The 19,751-nt window shown below is 71.2% G+C and carries 15 protein-coding genes and 1 tRNA gene; 9 read left to right on the forward strand and 7 right to left on the reverse strand.

Annotated features, from left to right (window positions below; all coding sequences use genetic code 11):
- Positions 1-75: 75 nt before the first annotated feature.
- Together KCH87_RS14550 and KCH87_RS14555 are read left to right on the forward strand one after the other, a co-directional pair.
- On the forward strand, positions 76-1,626 hold the full coding sequence (locus tag KCH87_RS14550) for a DUF6519 domain-containing protein (protein WP_210586485.1): 1,551 nt from the start codon (positions 76-78) through the stop codon (positions 1,624-1,626).
- Entirely contained in the window at positions 1,626-2,522 is an 897-nt protein-coding gene (locus KCH87_RS14555; RefSeq protein ID WP_210586486.1) for a peptidoglycan-binding protein, read from the forward strand. The genes KCH87_RS14550 and KCH87_RS14555 overlap by 1 nt, the downstream gene beginning before the upstream one ends.
- 95 nt (positions 2,523-2,617) lie before the next feature.
- Here the strand turns inward: KCH87_RS14555 and KCH87_RS14560 are convergent, their stop codons facing one another.
- The 3 genes from KCH87_RS14560 to KCH87_RS14570 form a co-directional block, all read right to left on the reverse strand.
- Complete coding sequence (locus KCH87_RS14560; protein ID WP_210586487.1) at positions 2,618-3,985, reverse strand: M1 family metallopeptidase; 1,368 nt, start codon at positions 3,983-3,985, stop codon at positions 2,618-2,620.
- A 68-nt stretch (positions 3,986-4,053) separates the two neighbouring features.
- A complete protein-coding gene (locus KCH87_RS14565) occupies positions 4,054-7,920 on the reverse strand; it encodes a Pls/PosA family non-ribosomal peptide synthetase (RefSeq protein WP_210586488.1) in 3,867 nt (1,288 codons plus the stop codon).
- A gap of 278 nt (positions 7,921-8,198) precedes the next feature.
- Positions 8,199-8,283 (reverse strand) — tRNA-Leu (locus KCH87_RS14570).
- Positions 8,284-8,469: 186 nt separating this feature from the next.
- Between KCH87_RS14570 and KCH87_RS14575 the strand changes: the two genes are divergently transcribed.
- The 3 genes from KCH87_RS14575 (at position 8,470) to KCH87_RS14585 (ending at position 11,065) form a co-directional block, all read left to right on the forward strand.
- Positions 8,470-9,795, forward strand: coding sequence for a M20/M25/M40 family metallo-hydrolase (locus tag KCH87_RS14575; RefSeq protein ID WP_210586489.1), 1,326 nt, complete (start codon positions 8,470-8,472; stop codon positions 9,793-9,795).
- A gap of 145 nt (positions 9,796-9,940) precedes the next feature.
- On the forward strand, positions 9,941-10,174 hold the full coding sequence (gene chpH / locus KCH87_RS14580) for a chaplin ChpH (RefSeq protein WP_190073503.1): 234 nt from the start codon (positions 9,941-9,943) through the stop codon (positions 10,172-10,174).
- Between the two features lie 114 nt (positions 10,175-10,288).
- The gene (locus tag KCH87_RS14585) at positions 10,289-11,065 is read left to right on the forward strand and encodes a chaplin (RefSeq protein WP_210586490.1); all 777 of its coding nucleotides are present in this window, start codon (positions 10,289-10,291) and stop codon (positions 11,063-11,065) included.
- A gap of 67 nt (positions 11,066-11,132) precedes the next feature.
- Here KCH87_RS14585 and KCH87_RS14590 read toward each other — a convergent pair whose 3' ends face one another.
- Positions 11,133-11,321 (reverse strand): DUF5703 family protein, encoded by a 189-nt coding sequence (locus KCH87_RS14590; RefSeq protein ID WP_005485166.1) that lies wholly within the window; start codon positions 11,319-11,321, stop codon positions 11,133-11,135.
- A 47-nt stretch (positions 11,322-11,368) separates the two neighbouring features.
- Between KCH87_RS14590 and KCH87_RS14595 the strand changes: the two genes are divergently transcribed.
- Entirely contained in the window at positions 11,369-12,115 is a 747-nt protein-coding gene (locus KCH87_RS14595) for a hypothetical protein (RefSeq protein WP_210586491.1), read from the forward strand.
- A 105-nt stretch (positions 12,116-12,220) separates the two neighbouring features.
- Here KCH87_RS14595 and KCH87_RS14600 read toward each other — a convergent pair whose 3' ends face one another.
- Both KCH87_RS14600 and KCH87_RS14605 read right to left on the reverse strand, forming a co-directional pair.
- Positions 12,221-14,716, reverse strand: a complete 2,496-nt coding sequence (locus KCH87_RS14600) for a helix-hairpin-helix domain-containing protein (protein ID WP_308298831.1) — start codon at positions 14,714-14,716, stop codon at positions 12,221-12,223.
- Positions 14,713-15,696, reverse strand: a complete 984-nt coding sequence (locus KCH87_RS14605; RefSeq protein WP_210586492.1) for an aldo/keto reductase — start codon at positions 15,694-15,696, stop codon at positions 14,713-14,715. Before KCH87_RS14605 ends, KCH87_RS14600 begins: the two co-directional genes overlap by 4 nt.
- 177 nt (positions 15,697-15,873) lie before the next feature.
- Here KCH87_RS14605 and KCH87_RS14610 point away from each other — a divergent pair, with 177 nt between their 5' ends.
- Entirely contained in the window at positions 15,874-16,929 is a 1,056-nt protein-coding gene (locus KCH87_RS14610) for an LLM class F420-dependent oxidoreductase (RefSeq protein WP_210586493.1), read from the forward strand.
- Between the two features lie 211 nt (positions 16,930-17,140).
- On the forward strand, positions 17,141-17,929 hold the full coding sequence (locus KCH87_RS14615) for a ferritin-like domain-containing protein (protein ID WP_210586494.1): 789 nt from the start codon (positions 17,141-17,143) through the stop codon (positions 17,927-17,929).
- A gap of 66 nt (positions 17,930-17,995) precedes the next feature.
- On the opposite strand, the gene corA is transcribed toward KCH87_RS14615, so the two are convergent.
- The gene (corA, locus tag KCH87_RS14620) at positions 17,996-18,994 is read right to left on the reverse strand and encodes a magnesium/cobalt transporter CorA (protein ID WP_210586495.1); all 999 of its coding nucleotides are present in this window, start codon (positions 18,992-18,994) and stop codon (positions 17,996-17,998) included.
- A gap of 62 nt (positions 18,995-19,056) precedes the next feature.
- Between corA and KCH87_RS14625 the strand changes: the two genes are divergently transcribed.
- Complete coding sequence (locus KCH87_RS14625; RefSeq protein WP_210586496.1) at positions 19,057-19,743, forward strand: histidine phosphatase family protein; 687 nt, start codon at positions 19,057-19,059, stop codon at positions 19,741-19,743.
- The last annotated feature ends 8 nt before the right edge of the window (positions 19,744-19,751 follow it).

A 19,751-nucleotide genomic window follows, 5' to 3' on the forward strand; every position in this document is an offset into this window, starting at 1 on the left:
GGGATCTTCTTCGTGACGTGAGCAGTGCCGCCGTAAGCCCTACCCGCACTTTCCTGAACCAGGGGGACCCCCTTCATGCACGCTGACCTCTCCCGCTCCACGTTCCGCCCGGAGCGGCACTACTCCGCGGTCATCGCCCAGCAGGGCCGTGTCCAGCTCGACGCCGACGCCAACGAGCAGACCGCGATCCAGCTCCACCAGGCCCGCACCCTCGCCGCCGACCTCATCGGACAGCACGGCGGGCCGCGCGACGCCGCGGGCTTCCGCATCGAGTACGTGGGCGGCAAGCACGACATCGACACCCTGTTCATCCACGGTGGCCGCTACTACGTCGACGGCATCCTGCTCGACGCGAACCGCCCGGTGTCCGGCACGCCCGTGCCCGACGAGGACGCGGAGGACCAGGAAACCGCGCAGCCGCTCGAGTACTGGACGTACTGGGACCAGCCCGACGGTTTCCGCGACCCGGAGAAGCCCGGCGACCGGCTGCCCTCGCCCGCCCAGTCGCCGTTCCTGGTGTATCTGAAGGTGTGGGAGCGCTCGGTCAGCGCAGCCGAGGATCCGGCACTGCGCGAGGTCGCGCTCGGCACGGCGCTGCCCGACACCGCGGCCCGCGTGAAGGTCGTCTGGCAGGTGCTGCCGCTCTCGCTCGCCGCGCTGGAGATCGAGGACGCGAACCCGCCGAAGGAGGACGTCCGCGCCGCCTTCACCCGCTGGGCGCAGCAGCAGTCCACGCCCACCGCCCGGCTCGCCGCCCGCAGCGAGCGGCCCGACCACGCCGACGAGGACCCGTGCCTGGTCAAGCCCGACGCCCGCTACCGGGGCCCGGAGAACCAGCTGTACCGGGTGGAGATCCACGAGGGCGGCGAGGCCAAGGACGCCACCTTCAAGTGGTCCCGCGAGAACGGCTCCGTCGTCTTCCCGGTCGACGAACTCGACGGCACCTGGGTGCAGTTGGCTACCCTCGGTCATGACGAGAAGCTGGACCTCGACGTCGGTGACTTTGTCGAGCTCACCGACACCGCGTACGCCTCCCGCCTCGAACCCCTCCCGCTGCTGCGGGTCGAGGAGCTGGACCTGCCGGGCCGCCGGGTGCGCCTGTCCGCCGAGCCGGCGGACGAGGTCGGGCGGCTGCCCCACCTCAACCCGTTCCTGCGCCGCTGGGACCATCACGAGGGCCCGAAGCGCAAGGGCCGCACGGCACCACTCCGGGGCGGCGCGGTCCGTATCGAGGAGGGGGAGTGGCTGCCCCTGGAGGACGGCGTCGAGGTCTACTTCGCCAAGGGCGCCGCCTACCGCACCGGCGACCACTGGATCGTCCCCGCCCGCACCGCCACCGGCAGCGTCGAATGGCCGGCCGACCAGGCCCGCCGCCCCCTCCTCCGGGCCCCCGCCGGCATCGTCCGCTCCTTCGCCCCGCTCGCCCTGGTCAAGGGCGAGGGCGGCACCGTCGACCTGCGGCTCGCGTTCACCCCGCTCGCCAGCAGCATTCCGGCGGCGGACGAGGCGACGCTCGCTGCGGAGTCCCAGGCACGCCGGGAGGAGCAGGTGGCGGAGGCCGACCCCTCCGGCGGCCGGTCGCAGACAACGGCCGAGGCCGAGCGCGCAGTGGACGGAGACGAGTAATGGCCAAGCCCCTGAGCGCGTCCAAGCTGGTGGAGATCCTGCGCAAGGAAGGCCTCACGGTCCACGAGGTCCGCAACTGGCGCTCCCACAACCGCAATTCGAAGGGCCCCTGGGGCCCGGTCAACGGCGTGATGATCCACCACACCGTCACCTCCGGCACCAACGCGTCCGTCGACCTCTGCTACGACGGCCACTCCAATCTGCCCGGCCCGCTCTGCCACGGCGTCATCGACAAGAAGGGCCACATCCACCTCGTCGGCAACGGCCGCGCCAACCACGCGGGCCTCGGCGACAACGACGTCCTGCGCGCCGTGATCAACGAAACGAAGCTGCCGACCGACAACGAGGCCGACACCGACGGCAACCGGCACTTCTACGGCTTCGAGTGCATCAACCTCGGCAACGGCAAGGACCCCTGGCCCGAGGTGCAGAAGGAGGCCATCGAGAAGGTCTCCGCCGCGATCTGCCGCCACCACGGCTGGACCGAGCGCTCCGTGATCGGCCACAAGGAGTGGCAGCCGGGCAAGGTCGACCCACGCGGCTTCACCATGGACGGCATGCGCAAGCGGATCGCCCAACGGCTGGCCGGCAAGGGCGGCGACACCGGCGGCAAGGAACCCGACCCGAAGCCGGCCCCGCCCAAGCCGACCTACGAACCGTTCCCCGGCAGCGGCTTCTTCCACGTCGGCCAGAAGTCCCCGATCATCACCGCGATGGGCCACCGCCTGGTCGCCGAAGACTGCGGCCGCTACGAAGAGGGCCCAAGCCCCGAATGGACCGAGGCCGACCGCCGCTCCTACCAGGCCTGGCAGCAAAAACTCCGCTTCAAGGGCAAGGACGCGGACGGAATCCCGGGAAAGGTCAGTTGGGACAAACTAAGGGTGCCGAACAACTGATAAGGGGCGCCCCGCGCCCCTTCCAGGGGCGCGGGGAACTGCGCGACAAGCCACAACGCACCCGCAGTCGCAACACAACCGCCCCACCCGAGCTCTTAGGCACTCGGCGGAAAAGAAGGCCGCACCGGCACCCGAACATCCTGCTCGGGCAACGGCGGCAACGCCCCCTTGCGCAGCCACGCCGTGAACAGATCCTCCAACGGCTGCTCCGTGAACCGCGCCGCATGCGCGGTGAACACAGCAGTGCTGACCGCACCATTACGGTGCAGCCCCGCCCACCCGCGCAGCATCCGGAAGAAGTCCGCGTCACCCATCGCGCAGCGCAACGCATGCACGGTGAGCCCACCACGCTGATACAGCCGATCGTCGAACATCAACTTGCGCCCCGGATCGGCAAGCTTCAGATCCTGCGGCTGTCCGGCGAGCAACCGGTGAGCCGCGGCAGCAAGTTGCTGAGCCGTCCGCCCACCCGACCGCTCCGACCACAACCACTCCGCGTACTTCGCGAACCCCTCGTTCAGCCATATGTGCCGCCAGTCCGCGATGGACACACTGTTGCCGAACCACTGATGCGCCAGCTCATGCGCGACGAGCCGCTCCCAACCCCGCGCCCCGTCCACATGGTTGGCGCCGAACAGCGACAGCCCCTGCGCCTCGACGGGGACATCGAGCTCTTCCTCCGTCACCACGACCGCGTACTCGTCGAACGGATACGGCCCGAACAGCTCCTGGAACAGCTCCATCATCGCGGGCTGCCGTGCGAAGTCCCGGGAGAACCGGGACAGCAGATGCGCCGGAATGTGCCCGTGCTGCGGCACACCGCCAAGACCCGGGTCGCCGAGCAGCACCGTCTCGTACTTGCCGATCGACAGCCCGACCAGATAACTCGACGTCGGCGCGGCCTGCTCGTACACCCAGGTGGTCGTCGACGCCTTGGTCGTCCGGGTCAGCAGCCGCCCGCCCGCGACAACGGAGTACGCCGACGGTGTCGTGATGGAAATCTGGTACGACGCCTTGTCCGCGGGCCGGTCGTTGCACGGGTACCAGGACGGCGCCCCGACCGGCTGGCTCGCCACCAGCGCCCCGTCCTCCAGCTCCTCCCAGCCGAGCCCGCCCCACGGGCTGTTGACCGGCTTGGGGTTGCCCGACCAGTGCACCTCGACGGTGAAGGCGGCCCCGGGGCGGACCGGCTTCGCGGGACGGATACGCAGCTTGCCGCCACGATGCGTGTAATGCGGCTGCCGCCCGTCCACCCGGACCCGGCCGACCTTGAAGTCGGCCAGGTTGAGCTGGAACTCGCCCACCGGCGAGCGGCCCGCTATGGCGTTGATCCGGGCCGTCCCCGCCAGCCGGTTCGGACCCGGGCGGTAGTCCAGCGCGAGCTCATAGCGGTGCACCCGGTAACGGGAATCTCCGTTGTCGGGGAAGTACGGGTCCGGACCCACTGCCTGCTGAACCGCCACTGCCGCGTCTGCTCCCTGCGCTGTGCTCGTACGACGTCCCTCGCTCCCCGACGTCGTAGGAGCCGTGCTCAGCGGCGCCATGACTCGATCGGGTTGCCCAGCCAGCGTGTGTCGTCGGGAACGGATTCCGCAGCCATGACGAGTGACGCGGGACCCAGCGTGGTCCGGGCACCCACCGCGCTGCCGGGCAGAACGATTCCGCCAGGACCCAGCGTCGCGCCCTCACGGAGGACAACAGTATCCGTCCGCAAGATCCGGTCGTGGAAGAGGTGCGTCTGGAGCACACAGCCCCGATTCACGGTGGCCGCGTCCTCCAACGTCACCAGATCCGTCTCCGGCAGCCAGTAGCTCTCGACCCACACGCCCTTGCCGATGCGCGCGCCGAGGCCGCGCAGCCACGCCGTCATCACCGGCGTACCCGGCACCGACCCGGCCAGCCACGGCACGGCGACCACCTCGACGAAGGTGTCCGCCAGCTCGTTGCGCCACACGAACCCGCTCCACAGCGGGTGCTCCCCGCTGCGGTGCCGCCCCACGAGTGCCCACTTGGCGCCGATCGAAAGCAGGGCCGCGAGCCCGCCGGCCCCGAGCAGTACCAGACCGCCCAGCAGCCAGGCCCAGCCGCCCAGCGCACTCAGCGCCGCCACCGTCAGCACGGCCAGCGCCGCCGAGCAGAACACCGGCACGATCCGGCACAGCTCCACGAGAGCGCGCGCCCACAGCAGCCGCGCCGGCGGGTTGTACGTCAGGCTCTGGTCGCCGTCGTTCGCGCTGCGCGGCAGCTTGACCGGCGGCAGCCCCAGATACGAGGTGCCCTTCTTGGCCTTCTTCGGCGTCGCCGACAGCACACCGACCAGACCGCCGTCCGGCACACTCCGTCCCGACGCGGTCATCCCCGAGTTGCCGAGGAAGGCCCGCCGCCCGATCTCCGCGCGCCCGATCTTCACCCAGCCACCGCCGAGTTCGTACGGCGCGGTCAGCGTGTCGTCGGCGAGGAACGCGCCCTCGCCGACCGTGGTGAGGCTCGGCAGCGCAAGGACGGTCGACACCTCGGCGCCCTTGCCGATCCGCATCCCGAGCAGCCGCAGCCACACCGGCGTGACCAGCCCGGCGTACAGCGGGAACAGCGTGTCCCGGGAGCGGTCCATCAGCTGCGTGACCGTCCAGGCCTGCCAGCCGGTCCTGCTGTGCGTCGGATACGTGCCCGCGCGCAGGCCCAGGCTCAGCAGCCGTACGGCGATCAGTATCAGCACGGCGTAGGCCAGCCCGAAGGCGAGCGTCGCCGGCACCAGCGCGAGCGCGGCACCCCGCAGGGCCTCGCCGAGCCCGGCGCCGGACGCCACGAACTCGTTCACGACCAGCAGGGCGGCGACCAGCGAGAGGACGGGCAGCAGCGTCAGCGCGACGCCCGTCATGCCGTACAGCGCGCGCCAGAACGTGCCACGACGCGGCCGCTCCTTGGGCCAGTTCCGCTTCGCCTTGCCGAGCTTGACCGCGGGCGCGCCCGCCCAGCGCTGACCGGTGGGAACCTGCCCCGAAACCGCCGAGCCCGGCGCCACCTCGGCCCGCTTGCCCACGCGGGCACCCGGGAACAGCATGCTGCGCGTGCCGACGACGGCGTGCGCACCCACCTTGACCGTCCCGATCTCCAGCCGGTCACCGTCCAGCCAGTACCCGGACAGATCGACCTCGGACTCGACGGCCGCGCCCCGGCCCAGCTTGAGCATGCCGGTGACCGGCGGCAGCGAGTGCAGATCGACGTCCTGTCCGACCTTGCCGCCCAGCGCACGGGCGTACCGCTCCAGCCAGGACCCGGTCAGCGAGGTCGCGCCGCTGAACTCCGCGAGCCGCTCGGCGGCCCACAACCGCAGATGGACACTCCCGCCGCGCGGATACCGCCCGGCCTCCACGCCCCGCAGCAGCAGCCGGGCCCCGCCCGCGGCGATCGCGAGCCGTCCCGGCGGGCTGAAGAGCAGCAGCGCTCCGGAGACGACCAGCCACCAAGGGGCGGTCGGCAGCCAGGAGTACGCGGTCAGGACGTTCCCGAGCGCGGCCAGGGGCACCAGCCACCGCAGCCCCAGCAGCGTGAACAGGGGGAGGAGGACCAACACCTGGATCACCTGGGCGCGCTTGGGCACCGGAGCGATCGTCCGCTGGGAGCTGTCGTCCTGCGCCGACTCCTCCAGATGGCGGGCCAGCTTCCGCAGCGTCGGCTGCTGGTAGATGTCGAGGACGGCCGCGCTGGGGTAGCGGGTGCGCAGCCGCGTCGTCAGCTGGGCGGCGCCCAGGCTGCTGCCGCCGATCGCGAAGAAGTCGTCGGAGGCGCTGCTCACCGGGATGCCGAGGATCTCGGTCCACTGCTCGGCGAGCCAGGCCTCGGTGCCGTAGAGCTGCTCGGCCTTGCTGCCGGTCTCCAGATCCTCCAGGGGCCAGGGCAGCGCGTTGCGGTCGACCTTGCCGGAGGTACGGGTCGGCAGCTCCTCCACGGCCGCGAGCAGCGGCACGAGCGCGGCGGGCAGCTCGGCGCGCAGCTTCTCGACGGCGGCCGCGTGGTCCCAGCCGTCCTGCGTGACGACATACCCGACGAGCAGCTGATTGCCGCTGCGGGCGGTGCGTACGGCGGCCGCGGCACCGGCGACACCGGGCAGCGCCTGGAGCGCCGCGTCCACCTCGCCCAGCTCGATCCGCCGCCCGCCGAGCTTGATCTGCTCGTCGGCCCGCCCGAGGAAGATCAGCCCCTCGGGCTCCGCCTTGACCAGGTCACCACTGCGGTACGCCCGCTCCCAGCCCAGCGACTCCAGCGGCGCGTACTTCTCCGCGTCCTTCTCGGCGTCGAGATACCGGGCGAGCCCGACCCCGCCGATCACCAGCTGACCGCCGGCGCCCATCGGCACCGGTTCCCCGGCCTCGTCGACGACGGCCAGCTCCCAGCCGCACAGCGGCAGCCCGATCCGGATCGGCTCCTCGCCGCCCATCAGCGACGCACAGGCCACGACGGTCGCCTCGGTGGGCCCGTACGTGTTCCAGACCTCGCGCCCCTCGGTCACCAGCCGCTGCACCAGCTCAGGCGGACAGGCCTCGCCACCGAAGATCAGCAGCCGTACGTCGTTGAGGGCCTCGGGCTCCCACAGCGCGGCCAGCGTGGGAACCGTCGACACGACGGTGATGTCCTGCTCCACCAGCCAGGGCCCGAGATCGGCACCGCTGCGGACCTGCGAGCGGGGGACCGGGACCAGACAGGCGCCGTAGCGCCAGGCGAGCCACATCTCCTCGCAGGACGCGTCGAACGCCACGGACAGCCCCGCCATCACGCGGTCGGCGGGCCCGATCGGGTCCTCGGTGAGGAAGAGAGCCGCCTCCGCGTCCACGAACGCGGCGGCGCTGCGGTGGGAGACGGCGACGCCCTTGGGCTTCCCGGTCGACCCGGAGGTGAAGATGATCCACGCGTCGTGCTCGACACCGGGCCGGCCGGCGGGGACGTCCGCCCTGCTGTGGGCGGTGATCACCTGCTCGGCACCGATGACGGCCCGGACCTCCGCCTCCCCGAACACCAGCTCGGCCCGCTCGTCCGGGTCCTCGGCGTCCACCGGAACGTATGCGGCGCCCGCGGCCAGTACGGCGAGGATCGCGACGTACAGATCATTGGTCCCGGACGGCACCCGCACGCCCACCCGGTCGCCGAGTCCGACCCCGGCGTCGGCCAGCCGGCGCCGCAGCGCCTCGACCTCGACGGCCAGCGCACGGTAGGTGAGGCGCGTGGTGCCGTTGTCCAGGGCGAGCTCGTCCGGGTACGACCGTACGGACGCCTCGAAGACGTCGACGAGGGTGCGGGGGGAGGCGGCGGCGCCTCCGGAGAAGCGTGCCGTATCGCCGAATCGTTCGCGGATCTCTTCATCGAGCAGACCGAGAGCGCTGCTCTCGTGTATGGCTGCCATCGGGTCCTCGCGTCTCGATCCCGGAAGCCTCCGGGGCGCTGGCGGGTCCGCAGGTCTGCCTGGGGTTGTCCGGCTCCAGCATCCGTAACAAGCCGGAAATCTTAGTACGACGCTAGGTACGACCCCATCCGTCTCGCCACTCGAGGCGGCCCTTCGGGGGTTTGACCAGTACCTGCGGACCAGGCTGACCTGCTGATCTTCGTCGTGGACGAGATATGCCCCACACCAACGACCGAGGGCCGCGACCTCATGGTCACGGCCCTCGATTTTCCTTTGCGTGTCCGAGGGGGGACTTGAACCCCCACGCCCGATAAAGGGCACTAGCACCTCAAGCTAGCGCGTCTGCCATTCCGCCACCCGGACAGGGTGTGTGCCGTGCGGGGTTTCCCCCGCGGCGACGAAGGAAACATTACCAGGCTTCGGAGGGTGTCCGATCACCCCCTGTCGCCGCGTAAACGGGGTGTGACGGACCGGCACCGGTCTTGGGGCGGGCCGCGGGGAGAGGGAGGATGAGGGGGACCACCAGCAGTGACAGTGGGAGGAAGCAGCGTGAGCGGGACGGACACGGCCAACAGCGTCACCGGCGAGGACGAGGTCGTGGACCTCTGCCGCGAGCTCATCCGGATCGACACCAGCAACTACGGCGACCACTCGGGTCCGGGCGAGCGCAAGGCGGCCGAGTACGTCGCCGAGAAGCTCGCCGAGGTGGGCCTCGAACCGCAGATCTTCGAGTCCCACCCGGGACGCGCCTCCACGGTGGCCCGGATCGAGGGCGAGGACCGGTCCCGGCCGGCGCTGCTGATCCACGGGCACACCGACGTCGTCCCGGCCAACGCCGACGACTGGACCCACGACCCCTTCTCCGGCGAGATCGCCGACGGGTGTGTGTGGGGCCGCGGGGCCGTCGACATGAAGGACATGGACGCGATGACCCTCGCGGTCGTCCGCGAGCGGCTGCGCACCGGACGCAAGCCCCCGCGGGACATCGTCCTCGCCTTCCTCGCGGACGAGGAGGCGGGCGGGACGTACGGCGCCAAGCACCTGGTCAAGAAGCACCCGGACCTTTTCGAGGGCGTCACCGAGGCGATCGGCGAGGTCGGCGGGTTCTCCTTCACCGTCAACGAGAAGCTGCGGCTGTATCTCGTGGAGACCGCTCAGAAGGGCATGCACTGGATGCGGCTCACCGTGGACGGCACGGCCGGTCACGGGTCGATGACCAACAACGACAACGCCATCACCGAGCTGTGCGAGGCGGTCGGGCGGCTCGGGCGGCACACCTGGCCGGTCCGGGTCACCAAGACCGTACGGTCCTTCCTCGACGAGCTCTCCGACGCGCTCGGCACCGAACTCGACCCCGAGGACATGGACGAGACCCTGGCCAAGCTCGGCGGCATCGCCAAGATGGTCGGCGCGACGCTCAGGAACTCGGCGGCGCCCACCATGCTCGGCGCCGGCTACAAGGTCAACGTCATCCCCGGCCAGGCGACCGCGCACGTCGACGGGCGCTTCCTGCCCGGGTACGAGGAGGAGTTCCTCGCCGACCTCGACCGGATCCTCGGCCCGCGGGTGCGGCGGGAGGACGTGCACGGCGACAAGGCCCTGGAGACCGACTTCGACGGCAAGCTCGTCGACGCCATGCAGAGCGCCCTGAGCGCCGAGGACCCGATCGCCCGGGCCGTCCCCTACATGCTCTCCGGCGGCACCGACGCCAAGTCCTTCGACGACCTCGGCATCCGCTGCTTCGGCTTCGCGCCGCTTCAGCTGCCGCCGGAGCTGGACTTCGCGGGCATGTTCCACGGCGTCGACGAGCGGGTGCCGGTGGCGGGGCTGAAGTTCGGTGTGCGGGTCCTGGACCGGTTCATCGACGCGTCATGACACGTTGACGTCGGTATTCGCCCGCCCGTACGGAGATCACCCAGGAAGGGTGAATGCGACCATAAGCTCGTAGCCCTATTAGTTCCTCCTCGTTACTGCTGATGTGATCCGCGACTTTGGATCGCATTGCCAACAAGGAGGAATAATGATCAAGAAGGTCGTCGCCGCTGCTGCCGCCACCGGTGGTCTGGTTCTCGCGGGTGCGGGCCTTGCCGTTGCCGACTCGGGCGCTCAGGGTGCCGCCGTGCACTCTCCCGGCATCCTTTCGGGCAACGTCGTTCAGGCTCCGGTTCACGTCCCGGTGAACGTCTGCGGCAACACGGTCTCCGTGATCGGGCTGCTGAACCCCGCCTTCGGCAACACCTGCATCAACAAGTGACGCTGCCTTTCTGAGGTTCTCGTCCACGCCGTCGGTCCCGGAGCGCAGTCGTGCGCTCCGGGACCGACCGGTCTTTTCGCGTCGGTAACGCAGGGACAAGGCAGGTAAGCAGCAATGAGACAGGTCACCCGCAAAGGCCTGATGACCGTGGCGGCCGCGACCGGCGTGATCGCCGCCGCCGGCGGCCACGCCCACGCCGACTCGGGCGCGGACGGCTCGAGTTCGCACTCGCCCGGCGTGCTCTCGGGCAACACGGTGCAGGCGCCGGTGGACGTGCCGGTCAACGTCTGCGGCAACACGGTCAACGTCGTCGGGATCCTCAACCCGGCGGTGGGCAACAAGTGCGCCAACCCTGGTGGGAACAGCGGTCACGGCGGCTCCGGCGGCTCCCGGGCCGACGGTCACGCCAAGGACTCCCCGGGCGTCGGCTCGGGCAACCACGTCGAGGCACCGGTCCACATCCCGGTGAACGTCTGCGGCAACAGCGTCGACATCATCGGCATCGGCAACGCCACCAAGGGCAACGACTGCGCGAACGGCGGCGGTTCCGGCGGCGGGCAGCCGAGCACGCCCCCGGGCGGAGGCGACCACGAGACGCCGCCGCCCGGAAACCCGGACCAGCCGGGCAACCCCCAGCAACCCGGTAACCCCGAGCAGCCCGGCAACCCCGTGGAGCCCGGTACGCCGCCCACCGTGGACGACGAGACGACGGACGACAACGGCTCCTCGCGGGGCAACCGGCCCGGCGCCCAGTCGATCACCCAGCCGCAGGGCAGCGCCCAGCTCGCCCACACCGGCGGTGACCTCCCGCTGGGCGTCGTCCTCCCGGTCGGCGCGGGAGCACTGCTGGCGGGCACGGTGCTCTACCGCAGGGCGCGCGCTTCGGCGTAGCGACACCGTGCACAACGGAGTGGGCCCCGCCTAGGCGGGGCCCACTCCGTTGCTCTCCTGCCTCAGCTCACCACGTGGCGCGCACCTGGCGGATGATCCGTCGGCGCAGCCGCACCCTGCGGCTCCCGTCCCGCAGCAGGCTCAAGCGGTCCAATTCCCAGTGTCCGTACTCGGCATGGTCCGTCAGCAGGCGTGTGGCGTCCTTGCGGGAGACTCCGCGCGGTACGTACACGTCGACAAATTCGTATTCCGGCATCGCATCTATTGTGCGGGCAGAGCCCCTGTACGGATAGCGTCTGCTCTATGTCTGATGCTGCGCAGCCCACCGCTGCCGAGGTACGCGCCGCCGCCGAGGCGGTCAAGACCGCGCTCGACCGCCACCTGGCCGCGGTCGAACGCCGGTCGGGGGATGACGACCCGGCCGTCTACGAGGCGTTCAACCAGCTCGCCGCGGCCGCTGAGGCGTACGACGAGCTGCTCTACGACCGCTACGACGAGGTCACACCCTTCGAGATCCCCGGTACCGAAGACGCGCTGCCGCCGTACACAGGGCCTGAGGAGCCGAATGCACTGAGCGTACTGATCCGCCGCGACTACGCCGTGGTGGAACCGCAGCGGCTGCTGGCGCAGGCCCAGCGGGTCGAGGCGGTCGACGACGAGGGCAGGGACGGTTCGGGCGCGGGCGCCTCCGGCACGGTGCACGGGGCGCTGGGCCTCCTGTTCGGCGAGTTCGAACCGGACGAGATCGCCTCCCGGCACAAGGAGTTCGGACTGGAGGAGGGCGACTCCACGCTCTGGGTGACGGCGGCGGACGAACCGGCCGATCCCGGCGAGTGGCTGGAGACACCGTTCGAGGCGATCGACGCGCAGCAGGTCGTCTGCCGGTTCGACGTCAGTGCCGTCTTCGACGACGAGATCGAGGACGACGTGGACGACGACCTCGAGGACGAGCTGGACCGGGAAGAAGACGAAGACGAGGCAGAGGACGAGGCAGAGGACGAGGCGGAAGCGCACGAAGAAGATCGGGAGCCGTTGGACGCGGACCGCTGACGGGCTGAACACCGGCTGCTACGACGACGGCGGTGGTCACGGAGGTTCTCGCCTCCGTGACCACCGCCGTCTTCATCTTCTGTCGTCGCCCTCCGGCCGCCCGGCTCAGCCCGCCGTCGGGATCTGCGGGGCCAGCAGGGCGGGCAGACGGGTCGTCCTGGGCTTGGGCGGGACCTCGGCCACGGCGCGCGGCAGTGCCTGCTCAACGCCGTGGACCACGGACAGATGGCGCTCCGCGCGGCCGAAGGCCGTGTAGATCCAGGGGCGGCTGAGTGCCTGGGCGGCGTCGCCGGGCAGCACCACGACCACCGCGGGCCACCGGGCGCCCACCGCCTGGTGTGCGGTCAGCGCCCACCCGTGCCGTACGGACTGCTCCACCCGCTCCTTCGGTACGACAACGGAGTCGCCGGCACACGACAGATGCAGTCCGTCGGTGTCGGCCTTCACCACGTGGCCCGGCAGCGTACGGCCGGGCGCGGGGGAGTAGGCGATCCGGTCGCCGGGGTCGAAGCCGCCGAACCGGCCCTGGCCGGGGTTCAGCCGCTCCTTCAGCGCCGCGTTCAGCGCGCGCGTACCGGCCGCCCCGCCGTGGCCCGGCGTGATGACCACGGTCTGCTCGGTCGGTACGCCGATCGCCCGTGGCACCGAGTCCGCGACGAGCTGCACGGTGCGGTGCACGGCCTCGCCCGCGTCCCGCACCGGCACGATCACGAGCTCCTTGCCGGGGGTATCCACCTGGTTCAGCTCGCCGATGCCGATTCCGGAGATCAGCTCGCCCAGCGGACCGGGGTCCGGCCGCCGCGAGGCGATCTGCGGGCAGACCCGCGCCGCCAGCAGATCCGCGAACACCCGCCCCGGACCCGCCGACCACAGCACCCCCGGATCCCCGGCCAGCACCAGCCGCGCCCCGTCCGGCAACGACTCGGTGAGCAGCGCCCCCGTCTCCACATCCAGCTGCGGAGCGTCCAGCACCACCAGAAGGTCGAGGTCGAGAGCACCGTCCGCGTCCCGGCCCGGGCCTTCGGCACCGGAGAGAAGGCCGGACACCGTGGCGACCCGGGAGTCACCCGGCTCGCTCAGCAGCGCCGCGAAGCGGGTACGGCCCAGCGGGGTGTGGGCGGCGGCCCAGGCGCGCAGGCCGAGATCGTGAGCCGTGCGCAGCAGCGCCGCCGGTTCGGCCAGGGACGCCTCTCCGCCCGTGTGCAGGACGAGACCGTGGGCCGCGACCGCGCGGATCAACTCGCCCGCGGAGCCGGCCGCCGACGCGGCCCGCTCCCACTCCTCGGCCGAACCGTCCTGCTTGGGCACCGAGTTGATCAGCCGGGCCAGTCCGTCGGCGAGGCTCTCCTCCGCGAGGGCGTACCGCTCAAGGCCTACGAGGACACGCACCGGGCGGGCGTCGTCGGCCTCGTCGTCCTCCGTGTCGTCCTGGCGCCGGGCCGCCGACTCCTCCAGGGCGTCCTGGAAGACCAGGGCCTCGCCCTCCGCGAGCGTGTCCTGTACGGCAGCGTCGGCGTCCGGCACTCCTTGCTTGGCCAGCGCGGCGGTGAGTGCCGGCATGTCCAGGGCGGTGTGCCCCGCAAGGGCGGCCTGCTCCAGGAGCCAGCCGGTGACCGCACGGCCGCGCCGCTCGTCGTCCGGGCCGGACTCGGCGCCGAGCAGCGCCCGCGCGAACCCGTCGGCCTGCTCGGGCCGCACCCCGGTGACCCGCAGCAACTGCCAGGGGTCCGCCCGCAGCACGTCACCCGCGCTCTCGCCGAGGACCGCGGCGACCTGCGGGGCGAGCGTCTCCGGGGCGCCGCCGTCGGCCAGCACAGCGCGCACGGCCTCGACGCTTTCCGGCGCGGGGGCCGTGGACGTGCCGGTGCTCTGGGCCGCCACGGTCTGCGGGCGGCGTACCGGCTCGGGGGCGTGGCGGCGTGGCGACGGCTCCGGCTCGCTGAAGACGGTGGCCGCGGGCTTCTCGCCGCTCTCCACGGCGCGTACCGCCGCGAGCAGGTCGGCGGCCGTGCCGCTGAGCTTCGCCCCGGCCGTGATGGGCGCCTTCTTCTCGGCCTTCCGCCGCTCGATCCGCTCCCGCTCGACCTGCTGGGCAGCGAGCTCGGCCTCGGCCTCGGACACCTTGGCGGCGGCCGCGGCTTCATCCCCCTGGCCCTCGGCCTCACCCGCGTCCTGACCGGCGCCCGCCCCGGCCCCGACCTCGGAGGCGCCGCCCTCGGCCGACTGGCCCTCGGCATCTCCGGTCGGCTGGCGCTCGGTGTCCCGGGCCGATTGGCGCTCGGCGTCTTCGGCTGACTCGCCCGCGGTGTCCCGGGTCGGCTGGCGCTCGGTGTCTTCGGTCGACTCGCCCGCGGTGTCCCGGGTCGGCTGGCCTTCGGTGTCTCCGGTCGGCTGGCGCTCGGTGTCTTCGGTCGACTCGCCCGCGGTGTCCCGGGTCGGCTGGCCTTCGGTGTCTCCGGTCGACTCGCCCCCGGCGTCCCCGGTCGGCCCGCCCTCCGTCGCCCCCGTCTCCGGTGCGTCGCCCTCCGGTGCGGCCGTGGCGCCCGGGGTCCGCGGCGCGGCGTTCTCAGCGTCCTCGGTGGGCTCGGGCTCCGTGCTCACAGCGTGCTCCAGTCGTGATCGGGATAGCGGTGCACCGGTGCTGACACGTCGTCGAGCGCCCGGCAGATCTCGTCAGGAAGACTAAGGGCCTCCACTGACAATGCCGCCGAGAGCTGCTGCGCGTTGCGCGCGCCGACGATGGGCGCGCTCACCCCGGGCCGGTCGCGGACCCAGGCGAGGGCCACCTGGAGCGGGGTCACCGCGAGCCCGTCCGCCGCCGTCGTCACGGCGTCCACGATGCGGGTCGCCGTGTCGTCGAGGTACGGCGCGACGAACGGCGCCAGATGCTCCGAGGCGCCCCGCGAGTCGGCCGGCGTCGCGTTGCGGTACTTGCCGGTCAGGACACCGCGGCCGAGCGGGGAGGAGGGCAGCAGGCCGATGCCGAGGTCCAGCGCGGCGGGCAGCACCTCGCGCTCGACGCCGCGCTGGAGCAGCGAGTACTCCATCTGCGTGCTCGCCAGCCGCGTGCGTATGCCTGATGCCGCGAGCTGCCAGGTCGCCGCCTTCGCGAGCTGCCAGCCGCAGAAGTTGGAGACTCCGGCGTAGCGGGCGCGGCCGCTGCTGACGGCCAGGTCGAGGGCCTGGAGGGTCTCGTCGAGCGGGGTGTCCGGGTCGAAGGCGTGGATGTGCCACAGGTCGACGTAGTCCGTGCCGAGCCGGGCGAGTGAGGCGTCCAGGGCGGCGAGCAGATGGCCGCGGGAGCCGTCGAAGCGGCGGTCCGGGTCGGGGACGCTGCCGGCCTTGGTCGAGATGACCAGGTCACGGCGGGGCACGAGGCCTTCGATGAGCTGTCCGAGCAGATACTCGGCCTCTCCGTCGCCGTACACGTCCGCCGTGTCGATGAGGGTCCCGCCCGCTTCCCAGAACGTTTTCATCAGGTCCGCGGCGTCATGCTCGTCGGTGTCCCTGCCCCAGGTGAGGGTGCCGAGTCCGATGCGGGACACACGCAGGCCGGTGCGGCCGAGATGCCTCTGCTCCATGAACGCCGAGATTACTGGCCAGAACCTGTCGCGTGGGGGCCTGTGGATAACGGATTCCGTCAGGGGCACGGGAATTGTCGTGAAGGCGCCGACACCGACCGCGACCTGCACCTGCGGGCCCGCGCGCGCTAAGGTCTCGGGGCAAGGGACGTTACTGATCGGTAAGGGGAATCCGCCATGCAGCTCGGGATCAACCTCGGCTACTGGGGCGCCGGAATGGACGCGGACAATCTCGCCGTCGCGAAGGAGGCCGACCGGCTCGGGTATGCCGTCTGCTGGGCCGCCGAGGCGTACGGCTCGGACGCGGCCACCGTGCTGACCTGGGTCGCCGCCCAGACCGAGCGCATCGACGTCGGCTCCGCCATCTTCCAGATCCCGGCCCGGCAGCCGGCGATGACCGCCATGACCGCCGCCACGCTCGACTCGCTGTCCGGCGGCCGCTTCCGGCTCGGTCTCGGCGTCTCCGGGCCGCAGGTCTCCGAGGGCTGGTACGGCGTCAAGTTCGACAAGCCGCTGTCCCGGACCCGCGAGTACGTGGAGATCGTACGGAAGGCGATGACGCGGGAGCGGCTGTCGTACGACGGCGAGCACTGGACGCTGCCGCTGCCCGGCGGCCCCGGCAAGCCGATCAAGCTGACGGTGCATCCGGAGCGCGAGCACATCCCGCTGTACATCGCCGCGATCGGCCCCAAGAACCTTGAGCAGACCGGCGAGATCGCCGACGGAGCCCTGCTCATCTTCCCCTCCGCCGACCACCTCGAGGACACCGCGATCACCTACCTGCGGGCCGGGCGTGAGAAGGCCGGGAAGACCCTCGACGGGTTCGACGTCTGCCCGACGCTGCCGCTCGCGGTCGGTGCCGACAAGGATGTGACCACGCTGGCCGACGCCTTCCGCCCGTACACCGCGCTGTACGTCGGCGGCATGGGCAGCGCCAAGCAGAACTTCTACAACCAGCTCGCCCAGCGCATGGGGTACGAGCAGGCGGCCGCCGAGATCCAGGAGAAGTACCTCTCCGGCGACAAGCAGGGCGCGGCGGCCGCCGTTCCGCACGAGCTGATCGACCAGACCACGCTGCTCGGCTCCGTGGACCGCATCGCGGACCGGATGAAGGCCTACGCGGCCGCCGGGGTCACCACCCTGTCCCTCAACCCGGCGGGCTTCACGCTGGACGAGCGCCTCGCCTCGCTGCGGGCCGGAACCGAGGCGCTGGAGCGGGCCGGGCTGGCGTAACACGGAGGAAGTTCTACGGCCGTGGTGGGGGCTCGGGGGTCTTCCCCGCCACGGCCGTCATGCAGCACAACGCGCCGGAGCGCGCACGGTTACGCCCTCGGCGGACACAGGTCGTCATCCTTTTGGCGGAGTTGTCCGACACAGCTGTTGCAGCGTCTCTCGCACCGCATTTGACTCGTTCTTTGCGGAACCCTGCAGAGAGGTGCGCACGATGCTTTCGGCCAAGAGTCTGTTCCAGGAGATCCTCGACAACGACGAGTCCTTCCGCCTGTTCTGCTCCATCGCCGCCAGCGGGGAGTCGCAGGGCGGCTGGGAGAACGCCCGCATCGCCGCGCTCGTTCCCGACAGCGAGCGCTCACTCGCCCCCAAGATCACCCGGCATGGCGCGGACGAGGACAAGCACGGGCGGATCTTCAACGCCCTGATGAAGAAGCGCGGCCTCGATCCCGTCCCGGTACCGCCCGAGACCGACTACACCATGCTCCTGGAGAAGAACGGCATCGGCCTCGCGCACGACAAGCTCAAGCGCGACGAGCCCCTCACCGTCCAGGACATCGTCACCTATCTCTCGCACAGCCGTGTTACCGAACAGCGCGCCTCGGAGCAGATGGACATGCTCCGCACGTACTTCGCCGACCACCCCGACCTCGGCCGGGCGGTGAAGATGATCTCCAACGACGAGGACAACCATCTCGCCTACTGCCACGAGGAACTGCTGCGCTTCGCCCACGCCGGCCACGGCCGGGCCATCCAGCGGACGCTGCGGGAGTGCGCTCTCGCCGAGATCCGGATCTACCGGGACGTCAGTCTCGCCGTGATGTCCCACATGGGGCGCGTCCTCGGCTGGCCGAAGCCGAAGGCGGCGGTGCTCGCGGCGGGCATCCACGCGGTGTACGTGTACGAGCGGGCCGGGGGCTGGCGCCGGATGGTCAGCCTGAAGATGCCGGAACGGCGCGACGCCCTCGGCGGCCCCGCCACCTCGGCCCCCGAGTTCGCCTGAAGCCTTGAGCCCGAAGCCCGAAGCCCGAAGCCCGAAGCCTGAAACCTGAAGCCCGAAGAACAGCGCCTACAACCAGCCCCGGCTCTTGAACAGCCGGTACAGCGAGACCTCCAGGACGGCCATGGCCGCGATCAGCGCCGGATACGACCACAGCCAGTGCAGCTCCGGCATGTGGTCGAAGTTCATGCCGTAGATCCCCGCGATCATCGTGGGGACCGCGGCCATGGCCGCCCACGCGGAGATCTTCCGCATGTCGTCGTTCTGCCGCACGCTCATCTGGGCCAGATGAGCCGACAGGACGTCCGAGACCAGCCGGTCCAGGCCCTCGACGGACTCGTTCACACGCGTCAGATGGTCGTTGATGTCGCGGAAGAACGGCTGCGCCTTCTCGGCCACGAAGGGCACCCGCAGGCCGACCATGCCGGTGCGCGCCAGCCGGTCCAGTGGCTGGGCCAGGGGGCCGGTGGCCCGGCGGAACTCCAGGATCTGCCGCTTGAAGTTGTAGATGCGGGACGCGGTGTGCCGTGTGCCGCCGCCGGTCGGCGAGAACACCTCCGCCTCCAGCTCCTCCAGGTCGGTGCCCAGTTCGCCCGCCACGTCCACGTAGTGGTCGACGATGGCGTCGGCGATCGCGTAGAGCACCCCCGTGGGGCCGTGCCGCAGCATCTCGGGCTCCGCCTCCAGCCGCCGCCGTACCTCCGTGAGCGGAGCTTCCTCGCCGTGCCGAACGGTCACCACGAACGAGTCGCCGATGAAGACCATGACCTCGCCCGAGGTGACGTTGTCGCTCTGGGGCTCGTACGCGATCGGCTTGAGGACCATGAACAGCGAATCGTCGTACACCTCGAGCTTGGGGCGCTGATGGGCGGTCAGGGCGTCCTCGACGGCCAGCGGGTGCAGTCCGAACTCCTCCGTGACCCGGCCGAACTCGCCCTCCGTCGGCTCGTACAGCCCGATCCACACGAACGCGTCCCCGCCCACACGGCAGAGCGCCAGGGCGTCGGAGAAGTCCTCGGGCCCCTCTGTCCGTATCCCGTCGCGGTAGACGGCGCAGTCGACGATCACGGAGCGCATTCTCCCGCCCTCCGCCCCAGGACGCACCCCGGTGGACGCCTACGCTTGGCCGCATGCCCACGCTGATCCTCGTCCGGCACGGACGATCCACCGCCAATACCGAGGGACTGCTCGCCGGGTGGACGCCCGGGGTCGCCCTCGACGAGCGCGGCGCCACGCAGGCCGCCGCGCTGCCCCGGCGGCTTGCCGAGCTGCCGCTCTCCGAGGTCGTCACCAGCCCGCTCCAGCGCTGCCAGGAGACGATCCGGCCGCTGCTCGACGCACGGCCCGGACTGACGGCGCACACCGACGAACGGATCGGGGAGTGCCACTACGGCGACTGGTCCGGGCGCAAGCTGGCCGAGCTCATGGACGAGCCGCTGATGCAGGTCGTGCAGGCGCATCCGTCGGCGGCGCAGTTCCCCGGCGGGGAGTCGATGCGGGCGATGGCGACCCGGGCCGCCGAGGCGGTGCGCGAGTGGAACGCGCGCGTGGAGCGCGATCACGGCGCCGACGCCGTCTATCTCATGTGCTCGCACGGCGACATCATCAAGTCCCTCGTGGCGGACGCGCTCGGACTTCATCTCGACCAGTTCCAGCGGGTCTCCGTGGAGCCCTGCTCGATCACCGCCATCCGCTACACGCGCCTCAGGCCGTTTCTCGTTCGCCTCGGTGACACCGGGGATTTCGCGTCCCTTGCGCCGCGCGAGGAACCCCCGTCAGGAGACGCACCGGTCGGGGGCGATGCGGGCGCACCGTGATCGTCAAC

Source organism: Streptomyces sp. GESEQ-35, from assembly GCF_017948485.1.
GTDB lineage: Bacteria > Actinomycetota > Actinomycetes > Streptomycetales > Streptomycetaceae > Streptomyces.